The organism is Candidatus Phytoplasma crotalariae (genome assembly GCF_030586865.1).
Lineage (GTDB): Bacteria > Bacillota_I > Bacilli_A > Acholeplasmatales > Acholeplasmataceae > Phytoplasma > Phytoplasma citri.
The window spans coordinates 1-16,125 of sequence record NZ_JAOSIR010000003.1; the positions used below are offsets into that span (position 1 = coordinate 1).

The window sequence follows — 16,125 nt, forward strand, 5'->3', positions numbered from 1 at the left end:
ATGTTGAAGAATCACCACTAACAAAGGCGCGGGTACCCCCAAAATTGATAATAAAACCATTAATGGAATTAATCTAAGAAAGATTAGAAAGATACCATCAGGAATATGTCAATAATGGTTATCATCCAAAACCAGTTAAAAGAATCCTCATTCCTAATGATAATAAAAAGAACCAGACCCTTGGGCTTTCCTACCATAAAGGATAGGTTATCTCGAACAACTCTTAACTCCTTATTTCGAAAATATCTTTTCAGCATTGAACTTGGAATTTAGAACCAAAAAATCTGGTCATGATGCCATCCCACGTGTCCAACCAAGATTAAAGGAATCGATTACCTTATCTCTTTATCAGGTTCTCCTCAAGGAGGGATTATTTCCCCTTTATTGGCGAATGTATACTTACATTACATCGACCTTAAAATGGACGAGCTAATTAAAGAAGGAAAACCAATTAGGAAGAGTAACCCAGAATATTGGAAAGCATGGAAAATAAACCAGCATCATAAACTGGGAATCGACAGAGACATCAATCAAAATCCAAAACCAAAAGTTGAATATATCCGCTATGCTAATGACTTTATCATTAGCGTCAAAGAGGTTAAGTATGACCAAGCCGAAAGAATCAAAAACCAAGTAACGCAATGGCTAGAACAAGAATTAAAACTTATCATCAATAAGAATAAGTCAAAAATTGTGAAAGCCAACAAAAGAACTAGGTTTCTATCCTACATGGTAAAGGTAAATCCCACCAATAAAAATCGTAAAGAGAAAACCACAAAGAATTCCTTAAACGGCAAAGTTCAAATCCCAATTCCCCAAGCGAAAGCCGAAGAATATGGAGATGAATATAATTAGTTAGGTGAGACATGACAAAACGTTAGTTGATAGAGACGAATTAGAAACAATCCGGACCTATTAAATAATTGTCTGAAATACTTTTGTTTAACTAACAATCTCGGTGTTCTAAATTATTTAACTGTTGAAAAACGGAAAACGTCGATTGCCAGAGTTCGGAAGAAACTTAAACTTGGAATATTCCTTATCTTTATAAAGGAAAAACCCAATATGAACCATGGGACAACTACTCTTGGGATAGAATTAATAAAATGGGTAACTATCAGGGAAACCCGGACATTACCATTAATAGATTTATATTCCAAGGTCGAACCCATCTAACAGCGGAACGGTATGAGAACTGTGACAAAACAACCTAACTGCCAATTCATCACATGGGGACAATTCGCAAGGCGAATCACCAAAGGATCATAAAGTATTGTGTAAAGATTGTCATCAGAAGATAACCAATTGACAAATACACGATATTAGAAAGAATAAGAACAATAAGAATAAATAGCTAATTAACCGTGAGGGGAAATTAGTTCTCGCAAGAGAGTAAATTAGGGAAAGCCGGATGCTGGGAAACTTGCTTGTCCGGTTTGGACGGGGGCTGATTGTAAATAAAACAGCCAAGATAAATCGCTGCATAAAACGCAATTAATCTATCCGTATTTTGTGATAAATGTGAATTACAAATAGCTTATGTCATTGGAGTAAATTTTCCTGTCGGCTTGTTTATTAATACTTTTAATACTAGTAAAGTTAGTGATAATCTCATTCTTGAGACAATTTATAATAATTTTGATTTAAGTCCCCAAGGTATTAGTAATCAATTAAATTTAACTAAACCTATTTTTCGTATGACTGCTAAATATGGACATTTTGGTATCGATAATTATAAATTTAGTTGGGAAAATATAGATAAAATAAAATTATTTTCTAAGTTATTGAATAAATTTTAATAAGTTTATTTGTTTTTATTTTTATCTAGTTATTGATTTTAAATCAATTTATTAAGTTTATATAATTTGTTATTCGATAGATATTATGATCTAATAATTTTAGTTATTTTTAAGGTTATTTTTATAAAAGGTTATAAAATATGAAAAAAAAATTAGTTAAAACGGTTCATTTTCGCGATATTGATTTTAGTCAATGGTATACAGATCTTTGTTTAAAGGCTAAATTGATTTCTTATTCTGATGTACCAGGTTTTTTTATTTATTTACCTAATGGTTATTTTTTATGGGAAATGATACAAAAATTTTTAAATCATTATTTAAAAAAAAGTAATCATCAAAATGTTTATTTTCCTTTGCTTTTTTCTGAAAATTTGTTTCAGTTAGAAAAAGATCATATTAAAGGTTTCGCTCCTGAAACTTTGATTATTGATAAGATTGCTAATCAATTATTACCATCTAAATTGATTCTTCGCCCGACTTCGGAAGTAATTTTTTCTAAATATTATTCTAATATTATTACTTCTTATAGAGATTTGCCTAAATTATTTAATCAATGGTGTAGTGTGGTTCGTTGGGAAAAAAATACCAAGCCTTTTTTAAGAAGTAAAGAATTTTTATGGCAAGAAGGTCATACAGTTCATGCCTCTAAAAAAGAAGCTTTGACAGAAACTCTTTATATTCTGAATTTGTATAAAAAATTAGGAAAAAAATTGTTAGCTATACCTTTTATTTCGGGTATTAAAACAGAAAAAGAAAAATTTAAAGGAGCTGTAACGACTTATGCTATCGAAACTTTAATGTATGATGGCCAATCTTTACAAGCTGGTACTTCTCATTATTTAGGAACTAATTTTTCGAAAATTTTTAAAATTCAATTTCAAGATCAAAATTCCGTTATACAATTAGCTCATCAGACGTCTTGGGCTGTTTCATCTAGGTTGATAGGTGCTATAATTATGGTTCATGGCGATGATGAAGGTTTAGTTATGCCTCCTTATATTGCTCCTATACAAATAGTTATTATTCCTTTAAGGTTAAATAATTCTCTTTTATTAACTAAAGTTAATTTTTATTATAAACAGTTATTTAAAAAATATCGAACTAAATTGGATATACAAAATAAAAATATTGGTTGGAAATTTAGTCATTATGAATTACAAGGTATTCCTTTGAGATTAGAAATAGGGGAACAAGAATTACAAAATGATCAAATAACGATTTTTATTAGACATAGTCGAAAAAAAATTATTATTAATGCGTCTGAATTATTAATCAATATAACCGAATTATTTAAAAAGATCCATCAAAATATGTTTGATAAAGCTTTACAACGTATGACAAAACATATTTATATTGCTAATAATTACGATGAATTTAAAATTAATTTATTCAAAAAAGGATATGTTAAGATGAGTGTTTTAGCTAATGAGGCGGAAGAAATTATCAAAAAAGAAACAGGTGCTACAGCTCGAGTAATTTTGAAAGAAAAATTATTAAATAAAATTTGTCCTGTGACTCATAAAAAAGCAAATCAAACTATTTTATTTGCTAGAGCTTATTAAAAGATATTAAAATGAAAATTAATTTAAAAATGAATGATTTTACTTTTATTTGAATTTATGGTAAAATTACTCAAAGTTGTTCTTAATAAAATAAGAAATTAAAAAAAGGAGAATAAGTTAATTTAAACGTATATGGAAAATGATGATAAAAATAATTATTTAAAAAGTTTTATTTTTTATAACCTATATTTTATTCCATTCAAATGGAAAGAGGTTATAAAATAAAATGAGTATAATTATTTTGACTATCATAGCATTAATTTTTATCAATGCTTTATTGTCAGCCATCGAAATATCTTTAGTTTCTTTAAGCGAAAGTAAATTAGATATTGAAATAGAAAAAGGTATTAAAAAAGCCTTAAAGATTAAAAAAATTAAATCTAAACCTACTCATTTTTTGTCTGTTATTCAAATTGTTATTCATATATTGACAGTAATTCAAGGTTATATGTTGCATCATGATTCTCATGGTGAGATTCAAATTTTATTAACTCTTCTTTCTTTGGTTTTGGGAGATATCATTCCTAAACGAATTGCTCTAATTTATCCTTTAAAAACTGCTTATTATTTATTAGATTTATTTAATTTAGTTTGTTTTTTTATGAAACCTTTTGTTTGGTTATTGAATCAAATAAGTAATATTATTCTATATTGTTTAAGAATTGATCCTAATAAAACTCAAGATATTGTTTCTGAAGATGAATTACGTTTTTTGTTAAGTTCTTCTTATAACCAAGGAGTTATCAATAGTAATGAAAATAATATGATACAAAATATTTTTGATTTTAATACTACTAAAGTTTCGGATATTATGCGTCATAGAAAAGAAATTGTAGCTATTCGTCATGATATTGATATCAATGAATTAAGAGAATTTATTTTGAAAGAGAAATATACTCGATTCCCTGTTTATATGGAAAATTTGGATAAGATTTTAGGTATAGTGCATATTAAAGATCTGTTTAAGGTTTTATTAATAACGAAAGATCCACGTTCTTATAAAAATAATTATTCAAAATTTAATATTAATCATTATTTGAGAAGAGTTTTTTATATTACAGAATTTAAAAATATTAGCGAATTATTAAAAGAAATGCAGTCTAAACAAAAACATATGGCTATTGTAGTTGATGAATATGGTGGTACAGCTGGTATTGTAACTATTGAAGATGTTATTGAAGAAATTTTAGGCGAAATTCAAGATGAATATGATAAAAACGATTTTGAAATTGTTAAAATCTCTAATCAAGAATTTATTATCAAAGGTACTGCTCATCTTTGTGATATAGAAGAATATTTAAATGCTAATTTACCAGTAGATGATTATGATACTTTAAGTGGTTTTATGTTGGATAAATTAGGTAGAATGCCAGAAAGTAATGAAAAAATAAAGATAGTTTATAATGATTGGGTGTTTGATGGTTTGTCTCATAATGGTTTAGTAATTACCAAAGTTAAAGTGACTAAGCCTATTATTTCTAAACAGATAAAATAATTTTGTTATTTTTATAATTCAAATGATTCTAAGTAATTTGGGAATTTTTCTTTTTTATTTATTTTATTATTTAAATTAATAATAATAATGAGGCATATTTCTTAGAAGGTTTGGTTGTGTAATATATGAATTCTTTGTTTTATAATTCTGAAATATTATTGTTAGTTGAAGAGTTAAAAACTAATTTAAAAACAGGATTAACAGAACAACAAGTTCAAACCAGATTAATTGAAAATGGTTTGAATGAATTGTTCAAAACTAAACCTCAGTCTTTAATAAAAAAATTTTTTAGTCAATTAAATAATTTTTTTATATACATTTTATTAATAGCAGCTTTTATTAATTTAATAATAGGAATTTTAACTAGTCATCAAGAAGAGTTATATGAAGGTATTTTAATTTTAATAATTATATTAGGTAATGCTGTTTTTGGCGCTTTTCAGGAACATCAGAAAGATAAATCTTTCGATATCATTACTAAAACTACTAAAATATATGTAAAAGTTTTACGAGAATCTAATGTGAAATCAATAACTAGTGATCAGTTGGTTCCAGGAGATATTGTTTTTTTGGATAAAGGAGATATAGTTCCTGCAGATTTACGTTTATTAGTTTCTAATAACTTACAAGTTGATGAAGCGATTTTAACAGGCGAATCTATAGCAGTTGCTAAACAAGCTGATATTCAAATTAACGATTCTAATTTACTTAATCAGAAAAATTTGTTATTTATGAATACTGTTGTAATTAATGGAAATGCTGAAGCTTTAGTTATTAATACAGGCATGAAAACTCAAATAGGCAATATTGCTAAATTATCTCGAACAGTTCAAAAAGAAAAAACAGTTTTAGAATTTTATTTACAAAAATTAACTAAAATATTGAGTATTATTATTTTTGTTTTAATTTTGATAAATTTTATTTTTAATATTTTTAAATATTATCTATTTTTTAATTATTTGAGTTGGAATGTTATTAGTAGTTATTTGTTGTCTTCTATCGCTTTAATTGTGGCAGTTATTCCCGAAGGTTTATTAGCTATTATGACTATTATTTTCGCTTTTGGCATAAAAAAGATAGCTAAAGAAAATGCTATTGTTAAAAATTTAAAAACTTTAGAACGATTGGGTTCAATTAATGTTATTTGCACAGATAAAACAGGTACTCTTACTCATAATAAATTATTAATTAAATCATTATATGTTTATTCCGATTTTTGTCATATTGATTATTCTAATAAGTTAATTTGCGATAATTTACTTTTAAGTTATCAAGAATTAATTTATTATGGTCTTTTATGTAATAGTATTGCTCAGTATTATAATGGAAAAATTATTTCTTGTTCCAATTTGTTAGATTCTGTAGATCGTGCCTTTTTAGAATTATCTAAAGTTTTGAATATTAATGTTTCAAAGTTACAACAACAATATAAATTAATTAAAATATTTCCTTTTGATGATCATTTGAAATTAATGATGGCTATATACAAATATCAAAATCAATATTTAACTATTTTTAAAGGTGCTGGAGAAATTATATTAGATTTGTCATATTATATTTCTATTAATAAAAAACAAAAAAATGTTATTAAAAGTGAAAAATATAAAGAAGAGTTTGAATTTAATTTAAATCGAAAAGCTCAAATGGGTTATAAAGTATTAGGGATTGCTTTTACAAATTTTTTTGATTATCGTTTTTTATCTGATAATATTTCTTTAAAAGAAATTTTGTATATTTTAGGTCAAAATATTATTTTAGTTGGATTAGTAGGCATTGAAGATCCTATAAAATTAGAAGTTTTTCAATCAATTCAAGAATGTCATAATGCCAATATTCAAACAATTATGATTACAGGTGATCATTGTTATACAGCTATTCAAGTAGCTAATAAATTAAAAATTTTAAATCAAAAAACTGACTTAGTTATGGATGGTTCTGAATTAGATAAATTAACCGAAACAGAATTATTGGAAAAATTAATAAACATTAAGGTTTATGCTCGTACTATTCCGCAACATAAATTAAAAATTGTGAGAGCTTGGCAAAAATTAGGTTATATAGTGGCTATGATTGGTGATGGAGTTAATGATGTACCTAGTATTAAACAAGCTGATGTAGGATTAGCTATGGGTTTAAGTGGTACGGAAATTACTAAACAAAGCGCTGATATTGTTTTAATGGATGATAATTTTCATACCATTTTAACATCTATTAAAGAAGGTCAAAATGTTTTTGTTAATATTCGTAAAAGTTTAGTTTTTTTATTAAGTTGTAATATGGGTGAAATTTGTCTTATATTATTAAATAGTTTTTTTGGTTTTTTTTATTTTCCTTTTGATTTTGTTATTTTGAATACTTTACAAATTCTTTGGATTAATTTAGTTACTGACTCTTTGATAGCTTTAGCTTTAGGTATGGAACCTTCAGAATATAATATTATAGATAAATCTATGATTAAAAAAAATAGTAATTTTTTAAATAAATCGATTATTTATAAAATTTTTTTAGAAGGTTTAATGTTGGGGATTATTGTTTTTAGTTCTGCTATTTTAGGTTATTATATTCATAGTGTTGATAATATTAAATATGGCCAAACTTTTGCTTTTATGGTTTTAGCTTTTTCACAATTATTTCATGCTTGGAATTTTAGAAGTTTATCAAAGTCTATTTTTTCCATTAAAACCAAAAATAATCTTTTTATAATTTATTTTATAATAAGTTTTTTGATACAATTGATTATTTTATTTATTCCTATTTGTCAAAAATATTTTAATTTAGCTAAGTTATCTTTTTTGGATATAATCATTATTATAATTATTTCTTTAATTCCGATATTAGTTGTTGAATTATTGAAACAATATTTTAAGGATTAATTTGTTTAATATTTTTATTTTTAGTAACTTATTTAAAAATTATTGTTAATTTATTTGGTATTTTTTAATTATATTTTTAAAGATGGGCGCATTATGGTGATTTGCTAATGGGATGTATAAAATATAAAAGCTGTATTTGTTTAACTATTATTAGAAATATTATTTATTATTTTTTTCATTTATTTTTATTTTTTGTAGTTATATTTTTATTGTGTAATTTAATTTTAGATAAAGAAAAAACTTCTCAAATTTTTCGTTTTAATTTTTCTCGTGTTTCTAGTGAGAGTATGTTACCTTCAATGCGTGTAGATGATATAGTTTTTTTTACTATATTAGATGAAAATAAATGTAAATCATTAAAACCTAGTAATCCAGAAAAGTTAGATGGTGATATAATTATATTTAAAGCGGATGAATCTAAATTTATTGATTTAAAAGATAGTTTTATTATTCATAGAGTAGTTGAGAATGATAATCAAAAAAAATGTGTTACTACTAAAGGCGATAATAATTCGACTATTCAAAACTTTGAAATAGACATTCCTTATAAAAATATTTTTTATAAATATGCTTTTAAAATTCCTTACGAGATTACTTATATTTTTATATGGGGAATGATTTTATTATTATTTTATTTTATTATTTTTGGAGAATCTAAATCTGATGATAATTTAGTTTAAAATTTTAGTTCATTAATTCAGATCAATATTTTATTAAACGAGTTTTTTAAGGGTTATATAATATTTTATGTTGATTGATATAAATTGGGAACGTATTATTTACAAAGAACAACGCAAAAATTATTTTATTAAAATAAAAAATTTTTTGATAACTCAATCTAAGTTAGGGAAAAAAATTTTGCCAAACGCAAAAAATATTTTTAACGCCTTTAAATTTACTTCTTGGGAAAAAGTAAAAGTAGTTATTTTAGGCCAGGATCCTTATCCTGGACCTAATCAAGCTCACGGCTTAGCATTTAGTACTTTATCTTGGGATACTCCTAAAAGTTTAAAGAATATTTTTATCGAGTTACAAAATGATTTATCTATTATAAATTTTAGAAATCAATTATTTTCTTGGGCTTATGAAGGGGTATTGTTATTAAACACCATTTTAACTGTTGAACAAGGGTTACCTTTGAGTCACAAAAATATTGGTTGGCATATTTTTATTATTAATATATTTAATTATTTGTCTTTGAAAAAAAATATTGTTTATATTTTATGGGGAAAAAAAGCTCAAGATTATAAAGAATATATTAATATTAAGGATAATTTAATTATCGAAAGTAGTCATCCTTCTCCTTTCTCTGCTTATCAAGGTTTTTTCGGTTCTAAACCTTTTTCTCGTGCTAATGAATATTTAAAACACCATCAAAAAAAACCTATTAATTGGAATTTATATTAAAGAGGATTTTTGAAATACCAGGTTATTTCATCAATAGCTAATGATAATAAATATTTAAAAGGATAATAACGAAGGTCGGGTTATTTATATAATATTATAATAAGAAATAATATAAGAATTTTGTGCGAAATGTAAATATCTATTTTTATTCATTATATTTGAAAAAAATTAATATTTTAAAATTACTTCATTGATAAGAATAATTTTAGACAGGAGTTTTTTGTAATTTATGAAGAAAAATTTGCAAAATTATATGGATTGTGTCGGAGCGGATGAATCAGGTAAGGGTGATGTATTCGGTCCTATAGTTGTTGGTATAGTTTATATAAAGCATGAATTAGCAGATTTTTTATTACGCAATAAAATTAAAGATTCTAAATTATTAAGTAAAAATTCTATTTTTCGAATAGCTCCTTTTTTGATGAAAAATATTGATTATGATTTTGAAATTTTACAACCTTTAGATTACAATAATTTAATCAATAAAAAATTAAATCTTAATCATATACTTGCTTATTTATATAATAAATTAATTTTAAGATTTTATCATAATTTAAAATTTTCATCTCCAGTCATTATAGATCAATTTGCAACTGAATCTTGTTATTTTAATTATTTAAAAACAGAATCTAATGTTTATCGTCACATTATATTCAAAACTAAAGCTGAATCTAAATTTTTATGTGTAGCCGCTTCTTCTATTATCGCTCGTTATTTATTTTTAAGAGAGATAGAAAAATTAGGGCAACTTAATAATGTAAAATTAATTTTAGGAGCTTCTGATTTAGTGAATCAACAAATTAAATTAATTTATGAAAAATATGGTTTATCTATTTTTTATAAAATTGCTAAAATTAATTTTAAAAATCTTAGTAAGAATATTTTTTTTAATCGATCTTAATTTTATGGAAATTTTAAAAAAAATATTATTTACATTAAAATTTTTATAAAAAGGAATAAGCAATATGCATAATGTTTTTTTGAAAATAGTTAATAAACAAATACCGAGTTATATTATTTATGAAGATGATTTGGTTATGGCTTTTTTAGATATTGCTCAAGTTACTCGTGGTCATACTTTGGTTATTACTAAAAAAGTTTATTGTGGTATTCAAGATGTACCGCAAGATGTTTTTGTTCATTTATTTAAAATAGTTTATCAAATTAGTCATATATTGATAAAGGCTTTTAAAGCTTCTGGTCTAAATTTAATAAATAATAATGGAGAAGTAGCTGGACAAACTGTTTATCATTATCATGTTCATATAATTCCTCGCTTTTCTAAGGAAGAAATATGTTTTACATTATTAGATAATTCTTCTTATTTACAGGAACATGATTATAAAATGATTTTACAACAAATACTAGATTCTAATTCTAATTAGAAAATAAAAAATTAAATATTGGCTGATTATTATGTAAATCTATTTATAATCAATTTTAATATATATTTTATATTTTTCAAAAAATTAATTCAAAATTTATTAAATTTCATTAATAAAATAAATATTAATTATTAATGGTATCATATTGATTTCTCATTTAATTTATTTAATAATCTAATGGTTAAATTAGTTGCTATACGGCCTTTAGGTGTTCTTCTAATGTAACCTTTCTGGATTAAATATGGTTCATAAACTTCTTCTATAGTTAATATTTCTTCTCCTAAAGAAGCTGCTAAATTTTTAATTCCTACGGGTCCGCCGTTAAATTTAAATATTAAATGATTTAAATAATGATAATCTGTTTCATTTAATCCGTTTTCATCTATTTTTAATTTTTTTAATGTTTCTAGGGCGATTTGATGAGTAATTATTTTATTAGAATATATTTCTGCAAAATCTCGTGTTCTTCGGAACAAACGGTTAGCTATTCTAGGTGTTCCGCGACTACGTTTTACTAATTCTATTAATGCTGACTCTTCTATATAGCTATTATAAACTTTAGCTGTTCTTTGGAGAATAGTTTTTAGTTCTGATTCTTTATAATAATCTAATTTTAAAGTTAAACCAAATCTATCTCTTAATGGAAAAGAGATATTTCCGAATTTAGTAGTAGCTCCAATCAAAGAAAAAGCTGCTAAATTAATTCGAATAGTTCTTCTGTCATAATCTTTACCAATAACAATATCTAAAGCATAATCTTCCATAGCAGAATATAAAATTTCTTCTACGATTTTTGGTAATCGATGAATTTCGTCAATAAATAAAATTTCTCCTGTTTGTAAACTACTTAAAATAGCAGATAAATCTCCAGTTCTTTCTAAAACAGCTCCATTAGTAATTTTTATATTTGTCTTCAATTCATTAGCAATAATACGTGCTAAAGTAGTTTTTCCTAAACCTGGAGGTCCATAAAATAAGAGGTGATCTAAAGTTTCTTTTCGTTTTCGAGAAGCTTTGATATAAATATCTAAAATATGTTTAATATCTTCTTGTCCCGTGTATTCTTGTAATGTTTGAGGTCTTAAAAAAGCATCTTCATTTTTATTTTTTGGATTGGGTTTATTTTTTAATTTTTGTTCCATTTTATTTCCTATTTTTTAATAATAATTGTAAAGATTCTTTGATCATTGTTTCTATATCTGTTTCTGTATTAATTTGGGTTATAATAGAATTAATTTGTTTTATTTCGAAACCTAAATTTAATAAAGCATTTTGAACATCTTTTTGTTTAGGATTAAATATATAATTTGTTTTTTTATTTGTATTTTTATTATTCAAATACCAAATAATTTGTTGTGCTGTTTTGTCTCCAATACCTGGAAATTTTTTTAAGAAATTTACATTATTAGTTTCAATAGCCATTTGAATATCCGAAAATAATTCATTTTGTGTTAGTACAATAGCTATTTTAGGACCTATACCTGGAATAGTAATTATTTTTTTAAAAAAATTTAATAAGTTGATATCTGTGAAACCATATAAATAACGTATATTTTCTTTAATATATAGATAAGTAAATAATTTTACTTTTTGATTTATTTTGAATAAATAAGGATTGTAAAAACCTATTTTATAACCTATGCCATTATTTTCAATAACTATATTATTATTATGGATTAATTTGACTAAACCTGTAATATAGTAGTACATATTAACAATTATTCACTCCTTTTATAATTAATTGTTATCATTTTTTATTTAAAAATATATTTTTTCAATTTAAATAATTTAATTATTTTCAGATTATTTTTTCAAATTATTTATTAAATGATATATATTTTAATATATCTTATTTATTATAGTGAATTTATAATTATAATTTAATTTATTTAGGATCTAATTAATTTTTATTATTATATTTTAAATCTTTCTTAATCTTATAATAAATTTATATTTAAAATAAATAATATTTATGGTAATTGTGAAATTATTTATTATTTGGATTTATAATTAAAATAATTCAATATTTCATTGACAGTAGTTATTTTTTATTTTATAATTACTTGAATTAGTATTTTTTTCAAAATATTTTTTAATTAAATTGCGTTTGGAGTTAGAAAAATGTCAGTTAAAATTCGTTTACAACTTTTTGGTTCTCGTCACAAACCTTTTTATCGTGTAGTAGCAATTGATGCTCGTAACAAAAGAAATGGTAAATTTTTAGAAATTTTAGGAAACTATGATCCTTTAAAAAAAATAATTAATTTAAATTTAGATAAAATTAATTATTGGTTATCTTTAGGTGGCCAACCTACTACTACTGTTAAAAATTTGTGTAAAAAATTTAAAAAAATTAAAAATAATTGATTTTTAAATTTTAGAAGTTTTTTTACAAATAATAGAATAATTCAAAAGGAAATATATTGAAATAAAAAATTTATTTTTTTGTTGTTGACAAAAGGAAAGATTATTTGATAAATGGCATGAAAATAGATATTATAACTATTTTTCCGAATTTTTTCGATTATTTCTTAAACCATTCTATTTTGAAAAGAGCTAAAGAAAAAAACAAAGTTATTATTAATGTACATGATTTAAGATTTTATAGTCATAATAAACATTTTAAGATAGATGATAAACCATATAGTGGCGACACAGGAATGTTATTATCATTTCCACCTTTATATGATTGTTTAGATAAAATAAAATCAAATATCAAAAATAAGAGTAAAGTTATTTTATTATCTCCTCAAGGAAATTTATTAACTCAATTCAAAGCAAATCAATACATTAATGATTTTGAACAATTAGTTATTATTTGTGGTAATTATGAAGGAGTTGATGCTAGAATTTTAAATTTTATAGATGAAGAACTGTCTATTGGAGATTATGTTTTAACTGGTGGGGAGATTGCTTCTTTAGTTTTTATAGATGTTATAATTAGACTTATACCAGGAGTTATTCATGAAAATTCTTATTTATCTGATTCTCATCAAAAAGGTTTATTGAAATATCCTCAATATACTAGACCTTTTGAATATAAAAACTATAAAGTTCCTTCGGTTCTTTTATCTGGAGATCATCAAAAAATTTATAAATGGCGTTTAAAGGAAAGTTTAAAAAATACTTTAAAAAAAAGACCAGATTTATTACAAAAAATTCATTTAGATAAATTTCATCAAACAATATTAGAAGAAATTAAAAATGAAGATGAGGAATAATATATTTTTCATATTATTTTTAACAAATTAATAAATTAAATAAAATTTTTTTATTAAGGGAATGGGAATATTACATTATGGAATTAAAAGGTCAAAATTTAATAAGAGCTATAGAAAGTCCAAGTTTTAAAAAAATACCTTTTTTTAAAGTTGGTGATACTGTTAAAATGTTAATTAGACAATCTATTGGCGATAATAAACGTGTTCAAAATTTTTCTGGTTTAGTTATTAAACGTCAAGGTAGTGGTATATCTGCAACTTTTACTGTACGTGCTATTAGATTTGGTGTAGGAGTAGAACGTACTTTCCCTATTTATTCGTCTGCTCTAGAAAATATAGAAGTGCTTAGTTATGGTATAGTTCGTCGCGCGAAATTGTATTATATACGTCATTTATCATCGAAAGCTGCTAGAATTAAAACTAAACATAAATAAAAATTTTATAAATAATAATTGATTTTATGCCAAAAAATATATTTTTATAATGAAAATATTATTTTTTATATTGTGTGATTATAAATGAAAATAAAAATTTGTAATATTGGCAAAAAATTAAATTAAAAATTGGAGATAAATATGTCTTTGTTTGAAGAATTAAAACTGCGTAATTTAATAAAAGATTGTAGCAATGAATCAGATTTAATGTATTGTTTAAATCATAATGCTATTAATTTTTATTGGGGCGTGGATCCTACAGCTAATTCTTTAACCATAGGACATTTAGTACCAATTAACACTATTTTGCTTTTGTATAATAAAGGTCATAATCCTTTTATTTTGATAGGTCAAGTTACTAGTTTAGTTGGAGATCCTAAAGCAATAAAAGAAAGAACTTTATTAATGTCACAAGAAGTTTGCAAAAATACTCGAGATATTTTATTACAATTAAAATGTTTATTGCCTAAAAAAAGAGTATCTTTTGTTAATAATTATGATTGGTTATCTCAAATGAATCTTTTAGATTTTTTAAGGCAATATGGCAAATTATTTAATATGAAATATATTTTGTCTAAAAAAATTATATCCGAAAGATTGAAGAATGAAAATTCTGGTATTTCTTATACTGAATTTTCTTATAATTTATTGCAAGCTTTTGATTTTTATCAATTATATTCAAATTATAATGTAATATTACAAATTGGTGGTTCTGATCAATGGGGTAATATTACAAGTGGTTTAGAATTAATTCGAAAATTAATTAATCCTTCTAAAAAGAAACCTTTAGGTATGAGTATCCCCTTATTATTAAATGATCAAGGTGTTAAAATTGGTAAAAGCGAAAAAGGTAATGTATGGTTAAATTCGAAATTAACTAGTCCTTTTGAAATGTATCAATATTTTTTAAATTTACCTGATAGTCGTGTCATTGCATGTTTAAAACAAATGACTTTAATTACGTTAGAACGTATTAATTATTTAGAATCTGAAATGAAATTGAATTCTTATAAAAGATTAGCTCAGAAAGAATTAGCAAGTTATATAGTTTCTTTAGTTCATGGTCAATCTATATCTAAAGATTGTGAACAAGTTAGTTATCTTTTATTTGGTAAAAAAAGATTAGATTTATTAGAATCAGATTTCAAATTTTTACAAAAATATTTATTTTGTTTATCGGTTAGCCCAAAAATTACTTTATTAGATGTTTTAGTTCAGAGTAAATTAGCTTTGTCAAAAAAAGAAGCTAAATCATTGTTATTAGCTAAAAGTATTAAAATTTTTCCTTGTGAAAAAAAAATTGATTATGATTTGTGTTTGACTCCTGAATTAGCTTTATTTAATAAATATATTTTAGTAACTAAAAAAAAGAAAATTAACATTTTAGTATATTTTTCTTAAATTTGAATTAATAATTAATATTTATTTATTAATGTTTAATCTTGAAAATGTGAGTAAGTATTGTGGTTAATTATTTATTATATCGTCAATTAATTATAAATCATTCTCAAAAACCTTTTAATTATGGTTTATTACCTATTACTTGTAACAATAATTGTCTTAGCAAAAAAAAACATAATTTATTATGCGGAGATGAAGTGACATTGCAAATTTTTTTTAATACTAATGTTATTAATGTAATTCGACACGAAACAAAAGGTTGTTCTATAATATGCGCTTCTTCATCTTTAATGTCAATTCATTTATCTAATCAAACATTTTCGCAAAGTTTAAAAATTATTAATAATTTTATAAATATGTTACAAAATAAACCTTTTGATAGTAATACTTTAGAATCAGATTTATTATTGTTTCAAGTAATTGCTAATTTCCCTAATAAATTAAATTGTGCTATCATTCCTTGGTTATTAGCATTTAATTTAATAAAAAATTATTTTAACAACATCGAATCGAGTTAAAAATATATTTTGTGAATAAATATTGGTAAT

At 23.6% G+C, this 16,125-nt stretch carries 16 protein-coding genes; 14 read left to right on the forward strand and 2 right to left on the reverse strand.

Features of this window, described 5'->3' with window-relative positions:
* The first annotated feature begins 384 nt into the window (after positions 1-384).
* From OC683_RS02495 to OC683_RS00370, 9 genes are all read left to right on the forward strand, one after another.
* On the forward strand, positions 385-855 hold the full coding sequence (locus OC683_RS02495) for an RNA-dependent RNA polymerase family protein (protein WP_304514585.1): 471 nt from the start codon (positions 385-387) through the stop codon (positions 853-855).
* A 689-nt stretch (positions 856-1,544) separates the two neighbouring features.
* The gene (locus tag OC683_RS00335; protein ID WP_420887808.1) at positions 1,545-1,799 is read left to right on the forward strand and encodes a methionine adenosyltransferase domain-containing protein; all 255 of its coding nucleotides are present in this window, start codon (positions 1,545-1,547) and stop codon (positions 1,797-1,799) included.
* A 140-nt stretch (positions 1,800-1,939) separates the two neighbouring features.
* A complete protein-coding gene (gene proS / locus OC683_RS00340) occupies positions 1,940-3,361 on the forward strand; it encodes a proline--tRNA ligase (protein ID WP_304514586.1) in 1,422 nt (473 codons plus the stop codon).
* 226 nt (positions 3,362-3,587) lie between these two features.
* Positions 3,588-4,856 carry a hemolysin family protein gene (locus tag OC683_RS00345; protein ID WP_304514587.1) on the forward strand — a complete coding sequence of 423 codons (1,269 nt, stop codon included), beginning with the start codon at positions 3,588-3,590 and terminating at the stop codon, positions 4,854-4,856.
* Between the two features lie 125 nt (positions 4,857-4,981).
* Entirely contained in the window at positions 4,982-7,729 is a 2,748-nt protein-coding gene (locus OC683_RS00350; RefSeq protein ID WP_304514588.1) for a cation-translocating P-type ATPase, read from the forward strand.
* Between the two features lie 107 nt (positions 7,730-7,836).
* Positions 7,837-8,409, forward strand: coding sequence for a signal peptidase I (locus OC683_RS00355; protein WP_304514589.1), 573 nt, complete (start codon positions 7,837-7,839; stop codon positions 8,407-8,409).
* 67 nt (positions 8,410-8,476) lie between these two features.
* Positions 8,477-9,136, forward strand: coding sequence for a uracil-DNA glycosylase (locus OC683_RS00360; protein ID WP_304514590.1), 660 nt, complete (start codon positions 8,477-8,479; stop codon positions 9,134-9,136).
* Positions 9,137-9,365: 229 nt separating this feature from the next.
* Positions 9,366-10,037 carry a ribonuclease HIII gene (rnhC, locus tag OC683_RS00365; protein ID WP_304514591.1) on the forward strand — a complete coding sequence of 224 codons (672 nt, stop codon included), beginning with the start codon at positions 9,366-9,368 and terminating at the stop codon, positions 10,035-10,037.
* 64 nt (positions 10,038-10,101) lie between these two features.
* Positions 10,102-10,521 (forward strand): HIT family protein, encoded by a 420-nt coding sequence (locus tag OC683_RS00370; RefSeq protein ID WP_304514592.1) that lies wholly within the window; start codon positions 10,102-10,104, stop codon positions 10,519-10,521.
* Between the two features lie 140 nt (positions 10,522-10,661).
* Here OC683_RS00370 and ruvB read toward each other — a convergent pair whose 3' ends face one another.
* Positions 10,662-11,663, reverse strand: coding sequence for a Holliday junction branch migration DNA helicase RuvB (gene ruvB, locus OC683_RS00375; protein ID WP_304514593.1), 1,002 nt, complete (start codon positions 11,661-11,663; stop codon positions 10,662-10,664).
* 1 nt (position 11,664) lies between these two features.
* On the reverse strand, positions 11,665-12,231 hold the full coding sequence (gene ruvA, locus OC683_RS00380; protein ID WP_304514594.1) for a Holliday junction branch migration protein RuvA: 567 nt from the start codon (positions 12,229-12,231) through the stop codon (positions 11,665-11,667).
* Positions 12,232-12,642: 411 nt separating this feature from the next.
* On the opposite strand from ruvA, the gene rpsP reads away from it, so the two are divergent.
* From rpsP to sufU, 5 genes are all read left to right on the forward strand, one after another.
* Positions 12,643-12,888 (forward strand): 30S ribosomal protein S16, encoded by a 246-nt coding sequence (rpsP, locus tag OC683_RS00385; protein WP_304514595.1) that lies wholly within the window; start codon positions 12,643-12,645, stop codon positions 12,886-12,888.
* Positions 12,889-13,004: 116 nt separating this feature from the next.
* The gene (trmD, locus tag OC683_RS00390) at positions 13,005-13,742 is read left to right on the forward strand and encodes a tRNA (guanosine(37)-N1)-methyltransferase TrmD (protein ID WP_304514609.1); all 738 of its coding nucleotides are present in this window, start codon (positions 13,005-13,007) and stop codon (positions 13,740-13,742) included.
* 77 nt (positions 13,743-13,819) lie between these two features.
* Positions 13,820-14,176, forward strand: coding sequence for a 50S ribosomal protein L19 (gene rplS, locus OC683_RS00395; RefSeq protein ID WP_320411927.1), 357 nt, complete (start codon positions 13,820-13,822; stop codon positions 14,174-14,176).
* Between the two features lie 141 nt (positions 14,177-14,317).
* On the forward strand, positions 14,318-15,577 hold the full coding sequence (gene tyrS / locus OC683_RS00400; protein WP_304514596.1) for a tyrosine--tRNA ligase: 1,260 nt from the start codon (positions 14,318-14,320) through the stop codon (positions 15,575-15,577).
* A 62-nt stretch (positions 15,578-15,639) separates the two neighbouring features.
* On the forward strand, positions 15,640-16,095 hold the full coding sequence (sufU, locus tag OC683_RS00405) for a Fe-S cluster assembly sulfur transfer protein SufU (protein WP_304514597.1): 456 nt from the start codon (positions 15,640-15,642) through the stop codon (positions 16,093-16,095).
* Positions 16,096-16,125: the final 30 nt, after the last annotated feature.

Bases quoted from the DNA above. Each gene is read 5' to 3' on its own strand.
- proS (WP_304514586.1), top strand. From the start codon at position 1,940: ATGAAAAAAAAATTAGTTAAAACGGTTCATTTTCGCGATATTGATTTT.
- OC683_RS00345 (WP_304514587.1), top strand. From the start codon at position 3,588: ATGAGTATAATTATTTTGACTATCATAGCATTAATTTTTATCAATGCT.
- OC683_RS00350 (WP_304514588.1), top strand. From the start codon at position 4,982: ATGAATTCTTTGTTTTATAATTCTGAAATATTATTGTTAGTTGAAGAG.
- OC683_RS00355 (WP_304514589.1), top strand. From the start codon at position 7,837: ATGGGATGTATAAAATATAAAAGCTGTATTTGTTTAACTATTATTAGA.
- OC683_RS00360 (WP_304514590.1), top strand. From the start codon at position 8,477: ATGTTGATTGATATAAATTGGGAACGTATTATTTACAAAGAACAACGC.
- rnhC (WP_304514591.1), top strand. From the start codon at position 9,366: ATGAAGAAAAATTTGCAAAATTATATGGATTGTGTCGGAGCGGATGAA.
- OC683_RS00370 (WP_304514592.1), top strand. From the start codon at position 10,102: ATGCATAATGTTTTTTTGAAAATAGTTAATAAACAAATACCGAGTTAT.
- ruvB (WP_304514593.1), bottom strand. From the start codon at position 11,663: ATGGAACAAAAATTAAAAAATAAACCCAATCCAAAAAATAAAAATGAA.
- ruvA (WP_304514594.1), bottom strand. From the start codon at position 12,231: ATGTACTACTATATTACAGGTTTAGTCAAATTAATCCATAATAATAAT.
- rpsP (WP_304514595.1), top strand. From the start codon at position 12,643: ATGTCAGTTAAAATTCGTTTACAACTTTTTGGTTCTCGTCACAAACCT.
- trmD (WP_304514609.1), top strand. From the start codon at position 13,005: ATGAAAATAGATATTATAACTATTTTTCCGAATTTTTTCGATTATTTC.
- rplS (WP_320411927.1), top strand. From the start codon at position 13,820: ATGGAATTAAAAGGTCAAAATTTAATAAGAGCTATAGAAAGTCCAAGT.
- tyrS (WP_304514596.1), top strand. From the start codon at position 14,318: ATGTCTTTGTTTGAAGAATTAAAACTGCGTAATTTAATAAAAGATTGT.